Source organism: Streptomyces sp. NPDC054794 (genome assembly GCF_053611585.1).
Genome location: NZ_JBSHAQ010000015.1, coordinates 96214 through 115554, shown reverse-complemented (window position 1 = coordinate 115554; position 19341 = coordinate 96214). Strand labels below are relative to the sequence as shown.

General features: G+C 69.5%; 12 protein-coding genes and 1 pseudogene. 4 read left to right on the top strand and 9 right to left on the bottom strand.

From position 1 onward, the window contains the following. Nucleotides 1-86: 86 nt before the first annotated feature. A complete protein-coding gene (locus ACWGKT_RS18130) occupies nucleotides 87-884 on the bottom strand; it encodes a helix-turn-helix transcriptional regulator (protein ID WP_453274429.1) in 798 nt (265 codons plus the stop codon). A gap of 149 nt (nucleotides 885-1033) precedes the next feature. Between ACWGKT_RS18130 and ACWGKT_RS18125 the strand changes: the two genes are divergently transcribed. Then, entirely contained in the window at nucleotides 1034-1771 is a 738-nt protein-coding gene (locus ACWGKT_RS18125; protein ID WP_453274428.1) for an SDR family oxidoreductase, read from the top strand. 75 nt (nucleotides 1772-1846) lie between these two features. Here the strand turns inward: ACWGKT_RS18125 and ACWGKT_RS18120 are convergent. The 4 genes and pseudogenes from ACWGKT_RS18120 to ACWGKT_RS18105 form a co-directional block, all read right to left on the bottom strand. Further along, a pseudogene (locus ACWGKT_RS18120) lies at nucleotides 1847-2120 on the bottom strand (phosphotransferase); the annotation flags it as partial. A 105-nt stretch (nucleotides 2121-2225) separates the two neighbouring features. Beyond that, complete coding sequence (locus ACWGKT_RS18115) at nucleotides 2226-3926, bottom strand: DEAD/DEAH box helicase (protein WP_453274427.1); 1701 nt, start codon at nucleotides 3924-3926, stop codon at nucleotides 2226-2228. 87 nt (nucleotides 3927-4013) lie between these two features. After that, entirely contained in the window at nucleotides 4014-4217 is a 204-nt protein-coding gene (locus tag ACWGKT_RS18110) for a cold-shock protein (RefSeq protein WP_235454530.1), read from the bottom strand. A gap of 158 nt (nucleotides 4218-4375) precedes the next feature. Continuing rightward, entirely contained in the window at nucleotides 4376-5398 is a 1023-nt protein-coding gene (locus tag ACWGKT_RS18105) for a DUF2690 domain-containing protein (RefSeq protein WP_453274426.1), read from the bottom strand. A 128-nt stretch (nucleotides 5399-5526) separates the two neighbouring features. Here ACWGKT_RS18105 and ACWGKT_RS18100 point away from each other — a divergent pair, with 128 nt between their 5' ends. After that, entirely contained in the window at nucleotides 5527-6018 is a 492-nt protein-coding gene (locus ACWGKT_RS18100; protein WP_453274425.1) for a peptidoglycan-binding domain-containing protein, read from the top strand. Here the strand turns inward: ACWGKT_RS18100 and ACWGKT_RS18095 are convergent. Continuing rightward, on the bottom strand, nucleotides 5996-6937 hold the full coding sequence (locus ACWGKT_RS18095) for a DUF2690 domain-containing protein (protein ID WP_453274424.1): 942 nt from the start codon (nucleotides 6935-6937) through the stop codon (nucleotides 5996-5998). The two genes, ACWGKT_RS18100 and ACWGKT_RS18095, sit on opposite strands and share 23 nt — an antisense overlap. A gap of 209 nt (nucleotides 6938-7146) precedes the next feature. Here ACWGKT_RS18095 and ACWGKT_RS18090 point away from each other — a divergent pair, with 209 nt between their 5' ends. Further along, the gene (locus ACWGKT_RS18090; protein WP_453274423.1) at nucleotides 7147-7515 is read left to right on the top strand and encodes a helix-turn-helix domain-containing protein; all 369 of its coding nucleotides are present in this window, start codon (nucleotides 7147-7149) and stop codon (nucleotides 7513-7515) included. Between the two features lie 28 nt (nucleotides 7516-7543). Here the strand turns inward: ACWGKT_RS18090 and ACWGKT_RS18085 are convergent, their stop codons facing one another. Continuing rightward, nucleotides 7544-9247: an FG-GAP repeat protein gene (locus tag ACWGKT_RS18085; protein WP_453274422.1), complete on the bottom strand. Its 1704-nt coding sequence runs from the start codon at nucleotides 9245-9247 to the stop codon at nucleotides 7544-7546. A gap of 61 nt (nucleotides 9248-9308) precedes the next feature. Further along, entirely contained in the window at nucleotides 9309-15068 is a 5760-nt protein-coding gene (locus ACWGKT_RS18080; RefSeq protein WP_453274421.1) for an RHS repeat-associated core domain-containing protein, read from the bottom strand. A 1188-nt stretch (nucleotides 15069-16256) separates the two neighbouring features. Here ACWGKT_RS18080 and ACWGKT_RS18075 point away from each other — a divergent pair. Then, complete coding sequence (locus tag ACWGKT_RS18075) at nucleotides 16257-17630, top strand: hypothetical protein (RefSeq protein ID WP_453274420.1); 1374 nt, start codon at nucleotides 16257-16259, stop codon at nucleotides 17628-17630. Nucleotides 17631-17989: 359 nt separating this feature from the next. Here ACWGKT_RS18075 and ACWGKT_RS18070 read toward each other — a convergent pair whose 3' ends face one another. Next, complete coding sequence (locus tag ACWGKT_RS18070; RefSeq protein WP_453274419.1) at nucleotides 17990-19234, bottom strand: alpha/beta hydrolase family protein; 1245 nt, start codon at nucleotides 19232-19234, stop codon at nucleotides 17990-17992. Nucleotides 19235-19341 lie beyond the last annotated feature (107 nt).

The window sequence follows — 19341 nt, the reverse complement described above, 5'->3', positions numbered from 1 at the left end:
CTCTGACGGAAGCGCGCCTGACGGAAGACCCGGGGCGATGCTGCGCGGCGCGACGGCGGCCACGAAGGCCGCTGTGCGCCGCGCAGTCATTCAGCCGATTCTTGGTGCTCGGAGTAGATCACCAGTGTCTGTTCGGGCTGCTCGGCCAGATGAAATGCGGTGTAGTCGAAGTCGACGATCCCGCGCTCCCGGCACCGTAGCCGTTTCCGTCCGCCGTGCCGGCCCTGCACGTCGTACTGCGGCCACCAGGCCCGTACTTCCGGACTGCCCGCGTTCAACTCGTCGATCAGCCGGGTGTATCGGGGGTCGTCCGGGTGGCGCCCGGCAAGCGTCCTCAGCCGGGCGAGCAGTCCGCGTGCCTCGCTCTCCCAGTCGACCAGAACGTCCCGGGCGGCGGGTTCGAGGAACGTCCAACGGGCGAAGTTCGCCCGCCCGTCCGCCGCGGTGAGGTGCGGGAACAGGTCGACGGCCGCCTGGTTGTGGCTGAGTACGTCGTAGTTGCCGCCGATGATGTACGCCGGATGCGGCTGGAGCAGGAGCGGGACGGCTGCCACCTCGGCGGCGAGGGACTCGGGTACTTCGATGTCGACCGCAGGCACGTGACCGGCGAGCCGGAAGAGATGACCGCGCTCGTGTCGGTCCAGCCGCAGCGCCGAGGCGAGGGCGCCGAGCACCTGGTCCGAGGCGCGGATGTCCCGGCCCTGCTCAAGGTACGTGTACCAGGTGGCGCTGATGCCGGCGAGCAGCGCGAGTTCTTCCCGGCGCAGGCCCGGTGTCCGCCGTCGGCCGGATGGCGGCAGCCCGACCTGATCCGGGGTGATCCGCTCCCTGCGACTGCGCAGGAAAGCGGCCAGCTCACGGCGCTGGTTCGGCTGCGTCGGCATGGTGGATGGCACCCCTGGTTCCAGAATAAACAGCTTCTGGATACCAGGCTAAAGCCCTTACAGACTGGATCCCGAGCGGGAGGTACGGCTCCCACCGACGACCTTTGGGTCACCGGCCACCGGTATTTCAGAAGGAAGAGGCGGACAACGTGTCGGGAATCGACGGCAAGGTCGTGGCGATCACGGGGGCCAGCGGCGGCATCGGCGAGGCGACCGCGCTGCTGCTCGCCGAGCGAGGCGCGCGGCTCGTCCTGGGTGCGCGCCGGTCCGAGCGGCTCGCGGAACTGGTGGCGCGGATCGAGAAGTCGGGTGGCACGGCCGTACAGATCCGCACGGACGTGACGCGAAGGGACGACCTGCACGCCCTGGTCGCACTGGCCGGCGAGCGATTCGGCCGGCTCGACGTGCTGGTCAGCAACGCGGGGGTCGGCACGATCTCGCCTCTGGACGATCTACGGGTCGACGAGTGGGACCGGATGGTCGACGTCAACGTGAAGGGCGTGCTGCACGGAATCGGCGCAGCGTTGCCGGTCTTCCGGGCCCAGGGCGCGGGCCACTTCATCACCGTCGCCTCCACGGCCGCGTTTCGCATCGTGCCGACCATGGCGGTCTACGCCGGTACGAAGTTCGCGGTCCGCGCCATCTGCGAAGGCTTGCGTCAGGAGGCCGGTGATTCTCTGCGGGTGACCACTGTCTCGCCCGGCGTGGTAGGTACCGACTTCGCTGAGGCATCGACGAATCCGCAGGTCCGAGCACAGATCACCGAGATGCGGGACCGGATCGCGATCCCGCCTGAGGCGATCGCCCAGGCCATCGCGTTCGCCATCGAACAGCCTGCGACCATCGACGTGAACGAGCTCGTGGTCCGCCCCACGGCCCAGAGCTGACCCCGCCCGGGTTCGAGGCGCGATTCGGTCCTGGGCCTTGAATCAACGGCAGGACATCGGCAGGGAGTTCGAGCTGTTCGGAGGGCTCGCCGAGGCGCTGCGGGACGGGGACCGGCAGGGGAAGACGCGGAGCGAGGACGGGAAGCCAAGCGTGCTCCTTGCGCAGCAGCGCGTCCGCGGACTGCGTCGCCCAGGGCAACCGGACGGCGAGATCGTCGCCGAGCCGCCACAGCTGGTTGTCCCAGCCGCGCGCGCCGAGCCTCAAGGGACGATCGGCCAGGTCGGGGTGCTGGTCGTGCAGCAGATCCCGGACCAGTTCCGCGGTGATCTCGGTCTCGGTGGGGGACATGCGGAGCCACGATAGTTCTCCCGAAACGGCAGCACAGCCGACACAGGGTCCGGCCGATTCGGCCGGACCCTGCGCGTGGATGGTTGAGCTACTCCAGCGGAATGATCACCGCGCGTCGGACTTGCGGTGGCCCCCTCTGCGGCCGGAGCCGCGGCCGCCGGTGTCGGTGGCGCCACCGCTCGTTCCGCCCGCCGCTGCCCGTCGGCCGGAGCCGCGGAGATCCTTGGCTGAGGCAGCGCCCTTCGCCGCGCCGCCCCCGACCCGGCGGTCGGAACCGCGGCCGCCTGTGCCGGCGGCACCCCCCGCGGCCCCGCGGACCGCGGAGGTCCCGCCGGAGGATGCAGTCCCGGCCGCGGCACGGCGGTCCGCCCCCCGGTCCCTCGTTCCGGTGGCAGCACCCGTCGCCGTTTTGGCCCCTCCGCCGTTTCGGCCGCGGCGGCCGGATCGGCCGCCGGGCTCGGTGCCGGTCCTGCGCTCCGGGCGGGACGCCGTCGGTGTCGCCGGCTGGGGGATCTCGATGGTGACGGCCACGCCGGACGGCTCGCGGGCGCCGGTGATGGTGGCCAGTTCCGCGTCGCTCGACGTGATGCGGGCCGTCCGGGGGCGGATGCCCGCGTCGGACATGAGCCGGGTGACGTCCCGCTTCTGGTCGGGCAGGACCAGCGTGACCACGCTTCCGGAACCGCCGGCCCGGGCCGTGCGGCCGCCCCGGTGGAGGTAGTCCTTGTGGTCGGTGGGGGGATCGACGTTCACGACGAGGTCGAGGTCGTCGACGTGTATGCCCCGGGCCGCGACGTTCGTCGCCACCAGGGCGGTGACCTGGCCGTTCTTGAACTGTTCCAGGGTGCGGTTGCGCTGGGGCTGGGAACGGCCTCCGTGCAGGGCCGCCGCGCGGACACCGACGGCCAGCAGTCGCTTGGCGAGCCGGTCGGCGGACCGCTTGGTGTCGAGGAAGAGGATGACCCGACCGTCACGGGCCGCGATACGCGTGGTGACGGCCTTCTTGTCGGTCTCGTCCTGGACGTGGAGCACGTGGTGCTCCATGGTGGTCACCGCTCCCGCGGACGGGTCCACGGAGTGCACCACGGGGTCGGTCAGGAACCGCTGCACCAGGCGGTCGATGTTGCGGTCCAGGGTGGCGGAGAACAGCATGCGCTGTCCGTCCGGCCGCACCTGCTGGATCAGCTTGGTGATCTGCGGCAGGAAGCCCATGTCGGTCATCTGGTCGGCTTCGTCCAGCACCGTGATGTGCACATGGTCGAGCACGCAGTCCCCGCGCTCCACGAGGTCGTTCAGCCTGCCGGGCGTCGCCACGAGCACCTCGGCACCGCGCCGGAGCGCACCGGCCTGCTTGGTGATGGACAGCCCGCCGACCACGGTGGCCAGCCGGAGGTTCACCGCCGTCGCGTAAGGGGTCAGCGCGTCCGCCACCTGCTGGGCGAGCTCACGGGTGGGCACCAGCACGAGGGCGAGGGGCGCCTTGGGCTGTGCGCGCAGTCCGGCCGTGCGGGCCAGGAGGGCCAGCCCGAAGGCGAGGGTCTTGCCGGAGCCGGTGCGTCCCCGTCCCAGCAGGTCACGGCCGGCGAGCGAGTTCGGCAGGGTGGCGGCCTGGATGGGGAAGGGGGAGGTCACACCTTGCGCCGTGAGGGTCTTCAGCAGCGCGGCGGGCATGTCCAGACCGGCGAAGTCCTCGACGGCGGGAAGTGCGGGCGTCGTGCTTTCCGGCAGCCGGAACTCACTCGGTGACGACGCGGACGGTGGGCGGGACGAGGCGCGCCGGTTCGGCTTCTGGGGCCTGCGGGACATGCGGTGATCTGCCTTCCTGGAAACAGCACAAACCGGGGTCCGCACCATGACGGTGCGGACCCCGGTGAGTGGATACGCGTCCCGTGATCAGGCGGGGACGATGTTCTCCGCCTGCGGGCCCTTCTGGCCCTGCGTGACGTCGAAGGAGACCCGCTGGCCCTCCTGGAGCTCACGGAAGCCCTGGGTCGCGATGTTCGAGTAGTGGGCGAAGACGTCCGGACCGCCGCCGTCCTGCGCGATGAAGCCGAAACCCTTTTCAGAGTTGAACCACTTCACGATTCCCTGTGCCATGACTTTCTCCTTCAATAGGCAGAGGCCCCATCCGGAGATGCCGGAAAACAAATAATGCGCCTGAAGGATAAACATTCCCGTCAGGCGCACATGGGTTCATGGGTACCACAACTGCAACTCGGGAACCTTAACACAGGTCCGGCGACCCGTGCGGAGGGTCACCCCGTCCCTGAACGGCTCGGGCCTGTCGATCGCGGCTGGGTGGCGGACAGCGACGGGACCGGGGGATTCGGTGGTTCGGTGAGGCGTTGCGAGCCTCCGGGACCCGTACAGCCATGTCGACCAGAGGTGAGGACGGCGCAGGCCCTGACGGCGGACGGGGTCGGGGCGGCGAGCATGGCGCTGTAGGTGTCGGTGTCGTAGTGCACCTCGTTCTGGTGGGCGCTGTTGCCCGGGCCCACGACGCGGGCGATGTCGCCGGGGCGTCCCCAGCTGATGCGGGCCCACGCGGCCCTGCAGGCGTCGCTGTAGCGCAGTTCGACATAGACCTGCTGCACCTTGGTCATGGCCGAGGTCCACGCGTCACCCCCGCAACCGGCCTCCTTCGGGTCCTTGCCGGCGCAGCTGTCCGCGAAGCAGTTCACGTCCAGTTGCCTGCCCGCGGTGTCGGTGGCGGATACGGCGGCTCGTGCGGTGCGTGCCGGCGAGTCACCGTTCATCAGCACGGCGAAGGTGCCCAGGAGTACGACGGCCAGGAGGAGAGCCCCTGCCCAGAGCAGCCGTACGCTTCGGAGAGGACGCCATCGCCCCACGTCTCCTGTGGTGGCAACCGGCGTTCGGGGCGCGACGCTGTCGTCGGAGGAGGCGGTCGCCTCGGTCGCGGAGGCGGACGGCGTCGAGGCGGGGGCCGCGGTCAGGTCGACGGCTGCTTCCGGCGGCGCGGCCTGCACCGATCGTCCGCTTCCTGCCTGCTGATCGTGGGTGGCAGCCTGGGCCAGTTCCCACAGCGCGGCGAGCCGGGCGGGCTCCGCGTCCGACAGCTTCCCCAAAACGGTGACCGCCTGCCGTGGCGGCAGCGTCTTGCCGTTGAGGTACCGCTCCCAGGACGACTTGCTGTACGGGGTCCGCTCGGCGAGTGCCGCCAGGCTCAGTCCGCTGCGGATCTTCAACGCCCGTAACTCGGCGACCAGAAGGCGGACGTCCGATGGAAGGTCGTCCGGCAACGCTTTCCACTCGGCCACTGAGGTCCCCCGGCACCACCAGTTGTCTCCCGTATCGCCTCACCGTACCGACGTGGCATAGGCCACCAGCACCGTCAATTCCGCCAAATTCACTGGCCGTTGGCTGCGGACGCGGTTAAGACGGGTGGATGCGTGGGAGGACCGCGGCGAGCGCCGCGCTGTGCGTACTGGTCGTGGGAGCCCTGTGCGCCGGGGCCGCTCGGACGGAGGGCGAGCGGGGACCGGGCGGTCGGGTACTCCTGTCCGACCTGCACGCGGTGGACTTGCTGGAGTCCGGCCGAACCGCGCCCAATGATGTCGTGGGGCTGTGGCAGGCGATCCTGTGGGCCGACGGCTACCTGGCGAGACACCGGGTCTCCTGCGCGTACGACGGTTCGACGGCCGTCACGACGCGCGCATGGCAGAGCAACCACCACCTGTCGGCGGACGGGATCGTGGGCCCGGCCACCTGGGGCGCGGCGGCGGCTCGTCTGGCCACGGCGGGTCACTGGACGGTCTACCACGGCGAACGCTACGACCTTCCGCTGCGCCGCGACGCGAACGGAGCCCTGGAGGTCTACGACACCGGGACGTTCCACCGACTGCGCGCCGACGCGGTTACCTTGACCCTGTGTCGGTGACGGTGTCGATCCAACTGTCGTACCGCGTCACCCCCAGTTGATGGCCGCCGACGACCACGGTGGCAGTTGCCGCTCCAGGACCGCCCGCGATCATCGCTGTGCGGACCGCGCCGGCGGGGGCCACCTTCTCGTCTCCGCTCCGCGTGGCGATGCGCAGACGGGCCGTGGCCCCCACGGTCCTGGCCTCGGCCCAACTGGCTTGGCACGCCGGGCTGTAGAGCAGTTCCAGCACCTGACCGTACGCTCGCAGGCGGTGGACGGTCACGCGATCGTCGTCACACCGCTCGCGGTCTGGATCGAGGCCCTCGCAGGCGGTCGACCGGCAACCGGCCGCCGCGGTTTCGGCCTTGCTCGCCAGGGGGTACGGCCAGGCGGGTGCGCCGGTCGGCACACCTTCCGGTGGACGATCGCCCGAGCCCGCTTGCCACGGCCATACGCAGAGAACGGCTGCGAGGGCCATGCAGAGGACCGCGACGCCGAACACCGCCCAGTGGTCGATCAGCACGGAATTCTTCAGTGGAGGCTCTGCGGTCGGCCCGGACGGGAGCGTGGCGGGGAGCGGCCGGACCGAGCCCGGTTCCGGGCCGGAGTCCATCGGCTGCCTCGGCTGTCCCTGCTGTCCCTGCTGCCAGGCGAGAGCGGCCGACTCCCACATCACCCGTAACTGCTCGCGGTCGGCATGCGCCACTCGGCCGAGTGCCTCCACGGCCGGCCAGGGCGGCAGCCGTGAGCCGTTGACATAGCGTCGCCAGGAGCTGCGGCTGTACCCGGTCCTGAGAGCGACGGTCGCCGCGCCGGACTCGCATCTGTCCAGGCACAGGCGCAGTTCCCGCACCAGCCGGACGGCCTCGATCGGCAGGTCCCCCGGCAATGGCCGCCAGTGCCCCACGACGCGCCCCTCCCCCACCCGGTCCGTCACACACGTTCCGCGGGGGGCTTTCGAGCGTCCCGCCGCGTTGCCCACTCCCCTGGCATCGTCGCAGGTCACGAGCCGGGCGTCCCGGATTTGGGTCAGTTGCCCGGCACCGTTGGCCGCCGCCGCCGGGCCCGACCAGACTCGTCGGCATCCGCGGCGGCTGTGCGTTGCACCCGGCCGACCAGCCGTACGTACACACTTCGGGGGTTCACGTGAACGCTGTCAGCCACGTCACCGGGGCGTCACCGATCGAACGGTTGCTCCACGACATCAACACCTTCATCGAGAACCACCTGGCCGACGCCGGTCTCACACCGGCCTCGATCGCCGCCGCCCACCACATCTCCGTACGGTATTTGCATCACCTCTTCCAGCGGGACCGGCGCACGGTAGGTACATACGTACGTCAGCGGCGGCTGGAGCGCTGCCGGGCGGATCTGGCCGATCCCGCTCTCGCCGGTCGCGGTGTCGGCCAGGTCGGGCGGCACTGGGGCTTTCGCGACCCGGCGGTGTTCAGCCGGGCCTTCAAGTCCGCGTACGGGGTCACGCCCGGGGCCTACCGCAGTCGACTGCTGCGGTAGGCCCCGGGCGCCAGCACCTGAGTCTTCCTCAGCGGTGAGCGCCACGCTCCGCTCGTGCGGCGGCCAGGAGGTTTCTGGGCGCGCGTTGCGGCTGTTCGTTGGAGTCGAGCGTGACGACCGCGCCGCCTGCGAAGGGAGTTGCGGGGCCGAAGTTGGATCCTGCGCCGAGTGCGCCGCGGGTGAGGACCTGCGAGCCGGTGACGGCGAGACTGTCGCCACCGAGTGCGGTGTTCAGGACGAACAGGGCTCCGGCTTGCAGGGAGCCGTCCTCCCAGGGGGCGGTGACCAGGAGTTCGGGCCGGCCGTCGCCCGTCACGTCGAGGATCCGCAGGCCGTAGCCGAAACCCTCACCGACCTGGGCACTCGCGCCGATCGCCGCGGCGTTCTCGTCGAACGTGGCGCCCGGGGCCGACAGCAGGCCCGCGCCGCCGCCGCGCAGCAGCGTGACCGTGCCGGTGTTGTTCTCGCGCAGGGATCCCGTCGCGAGGTCGGCGTAGCCGTCGCCGTCGAGGTCGCCGACGGCGAGGGAGCCGCCGAAGAAGTCGTTCTCCTCGGGGGTTCCCGGTATCCCCGGGCTGCTCTGGCTGATGGTCTGTACGCGGCCGGGGCTGATGCCTCCGGAGCCGCCGCGGGCGACGACGAGGGCGCCGGAGTACTGCGGGGTGCCCGTGGCGCGGTCGGCGAAGACCAGGACGTCGGCGTTGTTGCCGCCGTGGAAGCGGCCGACGGCGACCGTGCGGAGGTGGTCCTGGGTGTTGGTGTCCTGGACGCTGATGGAGCTGGTGGCGGCCGCGTTCACGCCTCCCGACGAGCCGGGGATCACCACGACGCCGCCCCAGGCGTTGGACACCCCGCTGATCGCCTCTCCGGGCGCGCTGACCACCAGGTCGTCCTTGGCGTCGCCGGTCACGTCCCCGGAGGCGACCGACCAGCCGAACTTGTCGCCCGTCTCCGGTGCCCCCGGAACCCCCGTCGAGTCCTGGGAGATCCCGACGGAACGGCTCGCCGTGATGCCGTTGCCGGTGCCGAACAGGACGGTGACGGCGCCCGCGCGCTGTGTGCCGCCGATGGCCTCTCCGGGGGCGCCGACGGCCAGGTCCGCGAAGCCGTCCGCGTCGAAGTCACCGACGGCCAGGCTCGCTCCGAAGCGGTCGCCCGCCTCGTTGTCGCCGGGGATACCCGGCACGCCCTGATCGATCTGGGCGAGGCCGTTCGGGATCAGTCCCAGGTAGGGAGACTGGCGCTTGCCGTACAGGATGGTGACCATGCCGACGGCGAGGTTGCTGCCGATGCCCTCGCTCGGATTGCCGACGGCGACGTCGGCAAGCCCGTCCCCGTTGAAGTCCCCGGTGACCAGAGACGCCCCGAAGGTGTCGTCCGACTCCCCGGTGCCCGGCACAAAGTCATGACTGTCCTGACTGACAGCCACGGCCGGCCCCGCGGGGAGCGTGCCGCCACCGGGTATCACGTAGATGGAGCCTCCCTTGTCGAGACCTTCGGCATTCGGGTCCCCGGCAAAGGTGAGCCGGGCCCCGGTGGAGACGACCGTGTCGGGGATGCCGTCTCCGGTGACGTCGGCGCGGGTGGCTGCGCCGCCGGGGGCGACGGCCGACGTCGATTCGTGGGCGTGGGACGTGCGCGGACTGGCCGCTGCGGTGGCGGCGGGGACGAGTGCGGCGGACAGCACGGCAAACGCTGCCAGCAGAGACTGGAATCGACGGTTGGGCAACATGGCTCCTATGGCGCTGGCGGGGACGACCGGGTCGCGTCGGGTGAGTTCTGTGACCGGCTGGTCAATAGCGGACGGCCTGGTCGAAGAGGAATGTCTCGCGCAGGATCGGCCCAGGCAGTTTGATCCGCACGCCCACCATCTCGGGATGGAGCACCGAGTTCATCGAGGTGACATTGGTGACGGTGAAGTGGGCAACGGCGACGCCTTCACCGACAGGCGTGGTACTCCAGGACAACTGATATGAGCCGAGGAACGCTTCGGCATAGTTACTACCGAAACGACCATGCGTGACATACCCGGAGTAATCTCTCAGAATCTGGGCGGGGGTATGGGGATCTTGATAGACCGCCGTGCCCGAACTGAGTCCCGACCGATGCAGATCGTCGGCAATCCGCAGGCCGGTCCTCCTGATGAAAGGCGATGTCATCAGGTATTGGGTGAGAGGGTCGTTCTGGGTGAAGACCTCGTTGCGGTTGCCTCCCCAGCTCATCCAATGGGCCAGGAGACTCGTGTCGTCATTGCAGTTGTGAGGACACTTGGGCTTGGAAAACCCGCAGTTGTCCTGGCCGATGAGGTTGGGAATGGTGCACAGGAACGGCAGGCGGGGCGACCAAGGCTGGAAAACGGGCGGCATCTGAGGCATTTGAGGAGCGGCGACCGGGGCGGGGCCCGGAGAACCACCGCAGTAGCCGCACACGTTGCTACCACCACTGCCGGGGTTACCGGGGCTGCCCCCGCCCCCATTGTCCCCCGGAGTGGCAACGCACGTAGGCCCGTCCTGGTCGTGCCAGCACTTGCGTAGGCCCGTCGGGTCGCTGAATGTCGTCGGGTTGCCGTCGGCGTAGGTGTACGGGTTCAGGGACTGGGGTTTGGTCTTGTCGTACAGGGGGTCCGGGGAGATGAAGCGGCCCAGCGAAGGGTCGTAGTAGCGGGCGCCGATCTGGTCGAGGGCGGTGTCGGTGTCCTCCGTCTTGCCGAGGAAGCCACGGTCGGTCAGGGGCACGGCGTCCGTGCCGCCGCGGTGTGCGCCGTAGGGGAGGTATCGCTGACGCGAGACCTTGCCCGTGGTGGCGTCGATGGCGAGTTGCGTCGAGTTCTGTTGGTCGTTGCCGAGCCATTGCAGGGCGTCAGGGGTGCGTACCGCGACGACGCTGCCGCCCGAGGTGTAGTAGCGCGTCGCGCCGACCGCGGTGCCGGTGCGGGTCAGTTCCATGCCGCCCAGGTAGATCGTCGTCGCGCTCGCGGTACGGCGGACCAGCCGGTCACCGTCGGCGCTGTAGGCGTACGACGATGTCGCACCCGCACTGGTGACCGAGGCGAGCGAACCGTTGTCGGTCCAGGCGAGGGTGGCCGCGGTGCCGCCGACGGAGCGTGAGGTGAGGCGCCCGTCGGCGTCGTAGCCGTAGGCGTCGGAGCCCACGGACGTGACCGCGTGCGGACGCACCGCCGTCGGCCCGGGGTCGGGGTAGGTGTAGCTACGGGTGGCGACGTCATCGGTGACGGCCTTCATGTCGCCGACCGCGTCGTAGGAGTAGGCCAGCCGGTAGGGGTCGGCGCCGGTCGTGTCGGCGCCCGACGGGCCGGCGGAGCAGGCCGCCGTGGTGGTCCAGGCATTGCTCAGGCGCTGCAGTGCGTCGTAGGTGTAGCACTGGTTCTGCGGTACGGCCTGGTTCTGGTCGGTGACGGAGGTCAGGTCGCTGTCGTCGTCGTAGGCGTAGGTGTCGTACTGCACCCGGTCACCGGCCACGAAGCTCTGTACGGACGACAGGCGTTGGGCGCTGGAGTTCTCGTAGCCGTACTGCCGCTGCACGCTGCCGTCGGCCCCGTAACTCCGGCCCTGGATCGTTCCGTTGCCGTAGTAGATGGTGGACTTCACGTAGGTGGCGGCGTCGCCCGTCACGGTGTCCGGGCGGCCGGTGGACGTGTATCCGGTGGTGACCTTCTCGGCGGGCAGACCGCCGGCCGCTGGATAGGTCATCCAGGTCTGGTGTCCGGCGCGGTCGTATCCGTAGCCGTAGGTGTAGGTGCCGGCCAGTGCGCCTTCGGCGCTCGGCACCGTCCAGGTGCGGCCGGTGGTCTGATAGCGCAGGTCGTACCCGGTGACGTCCACGCGGTAGGCCTGTCCTCCGCTCCAGCGCGTGGTCGTGGCGAGGCGGCCGAGCACGAACTTCGTGGGTGTGCCGGTCTGACCGGCCATGGGCGTGGTGTCGTAGGTCCATTCGGCGAGCTTGGTGTTGCCCACTCCCCCGGACCATTCGGTGCGTTTGCGGTTCAACGCGTCGTACGTGTAGGCGAGTGTCTTTCCGGCCGCGTCCTTGGCGGTGAGGACATTGCCCACCGGGTCATAGGTGTTGGTGGAGGATCCGGCGTCGGGATCGCGAGTGCTGACGCGGTGGCCGAGCCAGTCGTAGCCGTACGAGGTGAGGTTGCCGGCCGCGTCGGTGATGGTGGCCACCTCACCGCGAGGTGTGTACGTGTAGCTGGTCGTGGGGGTCACGGACGGCGGCCCGTCACTGCCGGACGGGATGTTCTCCTGCACCTTGGCCAGTCGGTCCAGGCCGTCGTTCCAGTAGGCGGTCCGGCCGCCGCGCGGCGGGGTGACGACCTTTCCGTCGCCGTAGTTGGCGGTGGTGGTCGTCCAGTCGGTCGCGCCGTAGCCGTACAGGGTGGTGGAGGTTTCCCGCTGCAGCGCGTCGTAGGTCTTCTCGGTCCACGACGGGATCTCGGTGACGGCCGGGTTGAGGAACAGGCCCGGATCGTCGCCGGGTGTCTGTGTGTTGAAGAGTGGGGCGGAGGTGCCTTTGGTCAGGCCGCGGTCGTCGTACGTCGTGACGGTGACCGTACGGCCGCCGGTGCGGGCGAAGCTGGGTGCCTGGACCTCCCGCGTGCGGCCGAAGCCGTCGAGGTACGTGTATGTGGGAAGCCACTGCGGGGTGCCGTTGGTGAGCGACTGCAGTTGGCGCGCGGTCACGACCGTCGGCTTGTCCGGCTGCGCGTTGGGGGCGGTGCCGCCGACGGTGACGCGGTAGGCGTACTCGTAGGAGGGCACCGCTCCGGTCGGTGGTGGCACGTCCACACCGTTCGGCTTGGGTTCGGTCGGCAGCCATACCCGGACCAGCCGGCCGGCGCCGTCGTAATCGCTGGTGGTGGTCAGGCCGTTGGGGTCGACGCTGCGGGTGACCACTCCGAAGGCCCGGCTGGTGTACGTCGTGGTGCTCTGGCTCAGCGGATTGGTGGTCCTGGTGCCGTTCACCGGCCAGCCGCTGGTCGGCGTGTAGGACGTCGTGGTGGTGTGGTTGAGCGGGTCGGTGTCCGAAGTGACGCGGCCGTACTGGTCGTAGACCTTCTTCTCGTCGGCGTGGGAGGTGTCGTTCCAGTACTGGCGGATCTCGGTCGGGTTACCGTCGATGGGCTGGTCGTTGGTGCCGGGAGCCGTGGCCGAGTCGTACAGGGTGACTTTGCGCGCCACCACCGGTCCCGGGCACTGCGTGCCGGCCGGGTCCGGGTCGCCGTTGTGTGTCTCCCGGGTCTCGGGATAGTCGAGCATCCAGCGCCAGTCAGTGGTGTTCTGCGCGTACGTGATCTCGCTGCAGGTGTTGTCGGCAGCGGTCCCGATCTCGCCCCACTGCACCGTCCGGGTGGGCAGTCCCCCGTTGGCGGCGCTGTAGCCGTCCTGGTCGCTGCCCGTCTGCCGCCAGGTCCCGTCGGACCTCAGCTGCCGGGCACGGGTCTGATAGGGGCGAATCATATGGGCGTTGTGCAGACCGGGACCGTTCGCCGTGACGCCGGAGTCCCAGTAGGTGTACCGCTCGGAGGCGAGCTCGGTGCGCGAGCCGTCGGAATTCAGGCGGTAGTGGCGGCCCTGCAGCGTCTCGCCGCTCTTGGCGTGGTTGTCGGCGAACTGATTGCCGTCCCAGTCGGTGACGGTGACGTTCTTGGTTCCCCCGCTCTTGAGTCGGTCCCCGTCCATGCCCCGGAAGTGGGTGGTCTCCGTGACCGTGCGCTGCCCGGTCGGCCCGCTCCCGTCCGTCTGCCGGACGGTGGCGTAGCCGCGCCAATCGGCCCACTGTTGGTGGTCGGTAGGGGTGGTGAGATCGTCGTCGTAGTGCCAGGCCGGTGTGCCCAGGTACTCGTACTGGGTGGTCCTGGTCGGCGAGCCGGCGACCAGGTCGACCTGATCGACCTTGGTCACCAGGTACTTCTGGAATACCCCGTGCACGGTCGAGGTGGCTCCCTCTGGCCGGTAGTCGACGCGGAAGCACTCCTGGTCGTTGGTGTCCCAGTGCTTGCCCGACTCCCAGGTGGAGTCGGATCCGTCGCTCGGACAGGTGGCAGCGGCGGAACCGTGGCCGTAGTGGATGTCCGTCTCGCCGCCGAGCCCGTTCTGGATGCTGGTGATGCGACGCATGGGCATGGCCTTGCTCGGCTCACCACTCGGGTAGTCGACGCGGTTGTTGAGCCAGGCGCCGTCGAAGTCCACTGCGGGAAGGGTGACGTTCTCCGCCCAAGTTCCCTGTACCTGAATGTAGTTGAGCCAAAGCATCGCGTCGGTCGAACCGGCCGGGTCGGGCATCGCGTACGTGGGCTGAATGCGGTCGACCTGAAGGTAGGCCGACGTGGCCGGGTCCCAGACCTGGGTGGTGATCGACGCCAGTCGCCGGGTGACGAAGAAGGCGGGTGAGTTCTTGCTGCAGTCCTGTCCGCTCGTGCAGATCAGGTCGACCGGTACGTCCGGGTAGTCGGTGTCACTGGTGGTGGTCGGAGCGGAGCAGTCGGGGCTCTGCTTGGCGACGTCGGACAGGCAGCGGTAGACGGAGGCGAAGTCCACACGGTCGGCCGGCTTCTCGCCGGTCTGCATGCCGTACTCGACCCGGCTGAGGTATCCGCCCCGGTCGTAGGACTCCTTGTCGCCGTTGGAGAAGCGCTTGTAGGAGTTGGTCTCCTTGGCCCACGTGAGCCGGGTGTCGTTCTCGTTGGGGTCCCGGATCTCGTCCAGGTTCCACCGGTAGGTCTGGCGGCAGAGCGATTGCGCCGCGTCGTGGCAGGGCTCGCCGCTGTCGTTGCCGATGACCGGCACTGTCCAGTTGGAGTCCTCGTGGTAGCCGAAGAAGTAGCGGGTGCCGTCGTCCGTCGACACCACCCACGCTTCCTTGCTGTTGTCGGAGTTGGCGCCGTCGTAGGTGTGCTCGATCTTCCAGCCCGGGTCGTCCTCGGCGTGGTACCTGCCGTTGCCGTCCCTGATCAGCTCGGTGGTCGTGCCCTGCAGGGAGATGACGTACTCAGCACCGTCCTCCGCGCCCGAGTAAGGGGAATGCCAGCAAAGGTCGGACAGGGTCGGGCTTCCGTCGTCCACGCACGCCCGGTACTTGCGCTCGATGAATCCGGGGTTCAGGTCCCAGCCCAGTCCCACCCAGGACGCCTGGTTGTTCGAGGCCGAGGTCCGGCCGTCGACCGACTGCGAGGAGTACTGCAACGACAGGTCGGGTGCCTTGCCGTATGGCGGAGGGGGCAAGGGAAGCGGGTACGAGTACTGGAAGTCGCCCGACTCGGGGCCCACCGACCACTTGCCGGACGGCTTGAGGTCGGTCGCCCGGTAGTCGCCGGAACCGCCGGACGCGGTGCTCACCAATGCGTACACCGCGTCGTCGGCCAGCGGGACCCGGGCGCTGATCCGCCCCTTGTCGACGTCGTTGTCCGCGGGCACGAAGGTCGCCCGCGCGCGGCAGGGTCTGGCGTTCAGCACGCATCGCGGCAGACGCTCGACCCGCAGCCGACTCGCCAGGTCGCCGCCGGCGGCGTGGCGGAACGATGCGTAGTTCATTGTGACGGTCACGGGTGTGGGTGCCCGTGCAGGTGCGGTTGCGGGTCCTGGTTGTGACGGCGCGTCGCCCGCGCTGACGGCGGTGAAGACGTATCCGGCGGCTCCCAACCGCCGTGCCAGGGCACGGTCGTAGGTGCGGACCGCGACTCGGGTCGTGGTGTCCGGCGTCGCCGTCGTGGGCGTCGTGGCCCTCAGGGAGAGCCCGGTTCCCGGAAGCTTTGTGGTGTGGCCTTTGGCGACACCGAGTGTGGCGGAACGCGCCGCCGGCCAGCTGGGTGCTGCCGGTGGCGCGGTGGAGAAGGCCTCCCGGTCGCGATGCCTGGCCTTGGCGGGCAGGGGACGAGCGGGTACGGACTTCTCCGCGTGCGGTGTCCCGGGACCCGCGGAGAGCTTCGCGTCGGCGCTCGTGGCGCTGGTGGCGCTGGTCAGTGCGGACGCTGGGCCGGTGCACTGCAGCAGTCCGGCGAGGACCAGTGGCGGAAGCAACAGCGCGAGCCACCACGACAGTCCGCGAGTACGGTGGCGGGGCCGTAAGAGCCCCGCCACCGTACGGGCTCCGTATGAGGGTGAGCCTGTGCGGCCGGCCGCCGCCGGGTGACCCGGCCTTGTCGGCGCGGTCCTCACCGTCCGTCTGCGCACCTTCACAAGGCCCTCCCCCTCAGCCTGTACACGACGGCCGCCGGCCGTGTGCGGCAGCACCCTCAACAGTGGAGCCGCGGCGAGCCTGTCACCGGCGGCTGTCCGCCGCATTGACGGTGAACGCAAAGGCTTTGTTGCTCAGTGCAATGCTGCGAGCCCCTCGTCCTGCGGTGGCCACCACGGCTTACGAGTCCGGTGTGCGCTGTCGCGACCGGGGTGAGTCGACACGGAAGGCCAGTTGGAGACGGTGTTACGTCGGCAATGACCATGCCGGCGTACCTGCTGCCGACGCGGGCAATTGAGAGGCATCTGTGCACCTTTGTCGTGGCCCAGCGAGCCCGACTTCGGTGTCTTCGGGAGGTTGACCGAGCAGCTTTGCCCGGCGCACCGTCGTCGTCGCATGCTCCACCGATCGCAGGGTGGGGCAACTGCGCCTGCGCGGGCCCGCCCGTCCGCTGCTCCCCCGCCCTCGACCCAGAGGTTGATGTGACGATGAAGACTCCAGCCGATCGACGCCGCCCTGTCCCGGTCGGCAGCCGCCTCTTGGCGGTGGCCGGTAGTTTCCTGACCCTGGCTCTAGCCGTCGGCGCACTGTTGTGGCAGCCGGGTCAGGCGTCGGCATCGCCGACGAGCGACAGTGGATTCGACCTCGCGGCGACCGATCTGAGCGATCGCGTCGCTGATCTGACCGCCTCGCTGCCCACTCAGGGCGTCCAGAACCTGCTCGCCCAGGCCGATCAGTCCGTCAGCACCGGAACAGCCTGTACGACCGATCCGTTCGGCGTCGGGGACGGCGGCGTCGCCCCGCTGGCCCCCGCCACGAAGTACTGCTGGAGCAACAACGACGCCCGGAGCAAGGAGTGGATCCCTCAGGGAATCACCGGTGTCTCGGATGCCCAGGCCGACGAGTACTGGGGCACGAAGCGGCCGCTCATCACGTCCTGGTACGACGACTCCACCGCCTGCACGCCAGCGGGGACACCCGCGTGTGCCGACAAGGGGGTGCGGCTGTCCTTCGTCGACCCGGCCACGGGCAAGTACCGCCACGCGCTGCTCGCGTACCCGTACTACAACTCGTACGGACACATCTCGTACCGGGCGATCGACATCCACGCCGGTGGCATCGCCTGGTACAAGTACCGCCTCTACGTCACCGATGCACTCCACGGTCTGCGCGTGTTCGACCTGCGCGACATCCTCGACCTCGACCCGGACCGGAACCCGGCCACGAACGACGGCACTCCCGACGGCTTGACCAGCAACGTCCAGGACAACGGCAAGGTGGGGCGGCAGAGCAACGTCTGGTACGCGTACGGCTATCGCTACGTCCTGCCGCAGGTGGGCTCCTACGAATTCGTCAGCGCCCAGTACAACAGCTCCGCCGGCACCTGCGCGCCGAGCGGGGCACCCAAGGCGTCGTACCTCTCGGTCGACCGCAGCAGCACTCCTCCGCAGCTCATCCTGGGCGAGTACTGCACCACCGACTCCGGTCATCCCGGCAACGGCCGCATCGGTGCCCTGCCCATCGACGACACGGACGGATCCCTCTTGAGCACGGCCGACGGTCAAGTGTCGGCGGTCGGCACATACCCGCTGCCCATGAGGCAGATCCAGGGCGCCGCCCGCTATGCCGACCACTGGTACCTCAACCAGAGCCACCGTTACAGCGACGCCAGCCTGTGGCGGGCAGCGGTGGACGGCGACGGGGTCCTGTCCATCACCGGCGGTGAAATCCGCACCGCGGTCGGCGCCGAGGACATGTACTACGAGCACGGGCAGGCCACGGGCGCGGCGCCGTTGCTCTGGTCACAGAGCGAGCACCGTGCCGACAACTCCGACCCTTCGTGCGCCCTGACCGACCCCACGCCTTGCGGCCGCGTGCTCTACGCCCACCGGGTGAGCGACATCCTCACGCAGCCGTGACATCCGTGATCCACCTCGCGATGGCCGACCCGGGAGAACGACCTCTCAGAGCGGCGGACGTGGCCAGTCGCCTACGCAGCCGGGACGGGCCCACCAGCGGGGCTCGTATGACGCACACCAGCCGGAAGGCCAGGCCTGTCCGAGGGCTGCACAGCCCGTAGAGCAAGGTGATCAGGATGGAGGGGAGCCCGATGAACGGAGGCGCCATCCCCCCTCGCGGCATGCCGGTCAGCACGGCTCATCACGCCGACAGCCGCCTCGTGAGTCATCTCGCCAAGAGAATTGAACGTGTTCAATCCGAGGGGCGGACTCCGAGAGGGCGACCCCCAGCGCGAGGTGCCGCCCTTCGCTTGCCCGTCTCAGTCGGGCAGTACGCGCACAGCGTCCCGCCCGGTACCGAGTGTGTCCTCCAGCCAATCGTAGATCCGGGCCATGGCCAGCCGCTGAGCGCCGACCTGGCAGTGGGCGTCGGCGCCCTCCTCCGCCGTGAACTCCAGGAAGGTCTTGGGGCAGGTCAGGTCGTCATAGAGCTGCTTGGCCTGTCCGCCGAAGAACAGGTCCTCGGCGGCGTCGCAGATGAGAGCCGGGCACCTGATCTGCGACGCGATGCCGTCCCGGAGGTGGTAGTCGAGGTAGGCGGCGCCGAACTCCCGTGGTGTGGCCGCGCCCATGACGTACATGCCGTGGTTGATCGCCCAGCGCAGCACGGGGTTCTCGGTCATCAACCGGTCAAGCAGGACATCGAGCTCCGGGTCAAAGTCGGCACGCAGTCGACGCTCCAACTCGCCGCGCTCGCCGGGCAGGAGGTCGGTGACGGCGGGGCCCAGGTCGTAGACGCCGTCGAGGGCGACCACCGCCGCAAGACGGTGGTCGAAGGCCGCGGCCCTGGGGGCGAGGAGGCCGCCCATGCTGTTGCCGAGCAGGGCGACCCGACTGCTGTCGACCTCGGGCAGCTCCATGGCGAAGTCCAGCACCGGACCCACCACGTTCTCCCAGTCGGGACGGAAGACCAGACCTTCACGGTGCAGCGGTCCTGGCTGACCGGGACCGTCGAAGGCGAGCACGGTGTAGCCGCGCTCGACGCCGGCCATCGCTCCGGAGTAGTGCATCTCCTCCGCGGTGCCGTCGAAGCCGTTGTGCATGACCACGGTCGGGCGTGGCTCCCCCGAGGTGTCGGCCCGGTAGAGATAGCCGGGCAGCGTGGTGTCCTCGTACGGGATCCGGACCGGCTCTATCCGGGGACTGAAGAGGGCAGCCGCCGCCAGGAAGCAGTCCACGGAGCGCGCGTAGGCATGCTCGTGCCGTGGGTCGCAGGGCTGGCCGTGCAGGAAGAACTCGGCCGACCGGTAGTAGTTCGAGGCCCGCAGGAAACCGTCCCGGGCGCTTACCGCATGGCCCGCGTCCAGGGCCCGTGCGGCCTCGCCGGCCACCCGGTCGGCGGTGCTCAGCCACTCGTCGTGCCAACTGCCGTAGTCGCCCGCGACGATGCCGCGGATGGCGGCGACCACCTCGCCGAAGTCGGAGCCGCCGTAGGCGATATGGCCGAACGAGCGCAGGGTCTCGTACCAGAACTGGGGGTCACCGGGAAACAGCAGTCGCTCCATGAAGCTTCTCCTTGGCGTCGGTGTTGCCGAGTGAGCGTGCAAGGCTCATGGAGCACAGGCTCTTCGCGGCTGGTGTCCACTTTCCAGGCCGTACAGGGGCGGTGACT

What these genes read in the sequence shown, in the direction of transcription:
- ACWGKT_RS18070 (WP_453274419.1), bottom strand. Translation starts at nt 19,234, where the DNA reads ATGGAGCGACTGCTGTTTCCCGGTGACCCCCAGTTCTGGTACGAGACC.
- ACWGKT_RS18100 (WP_453274425.1), top strand. Translation starts at nt 5,527, where the DNA reads ATGCGTGGGAGGACCGCGGCGAGCGCCGCGCTGTGCGTACTGGTCGTG.
- ACWGKT_RS18115 (WP_453274427.1), bottom strand. Translation starts at nt 3,926, where the DNA reads ATGTCCCGCAGGCCCCAGAAGCCGAACCGGCGCGCCTCGTCCCGCCCA.
- ACWGKT_RS18130 (WP_453274429.1), bottom strand. Translation starts at nt 884, where the DNA reads ATGCCGACGCAGCCGAACCAGCGCCGTGAGCTGGCCGCTTTCCTGCGC.
- ACWGKT_RS18110 (WP_235454530.1), bottom strand. Translation starts at nt 4,217, where the DNA reads ATGGCACAGGGAATCGTGAAGTGGTTCAACTCTGAAAAGGGTTTCGGC.
- ACWGKT_RS18085 (WP_453274422.1), bottom strand. Translation starts at nt 9,247, where the DNA reads ATGTTGCCCAACCGTCGATTCCAGTCTCTGCTGGCAGCGTTTGCCGTG.
- ACWGKT_RS18080 (WP_453274421.1), bottom strand. Translation starts at nt 15,068, where the DNA reads ATGAACTACGCATCGTTCCGCCACGCCGCCGGCGGCGACCTGGCGAGT.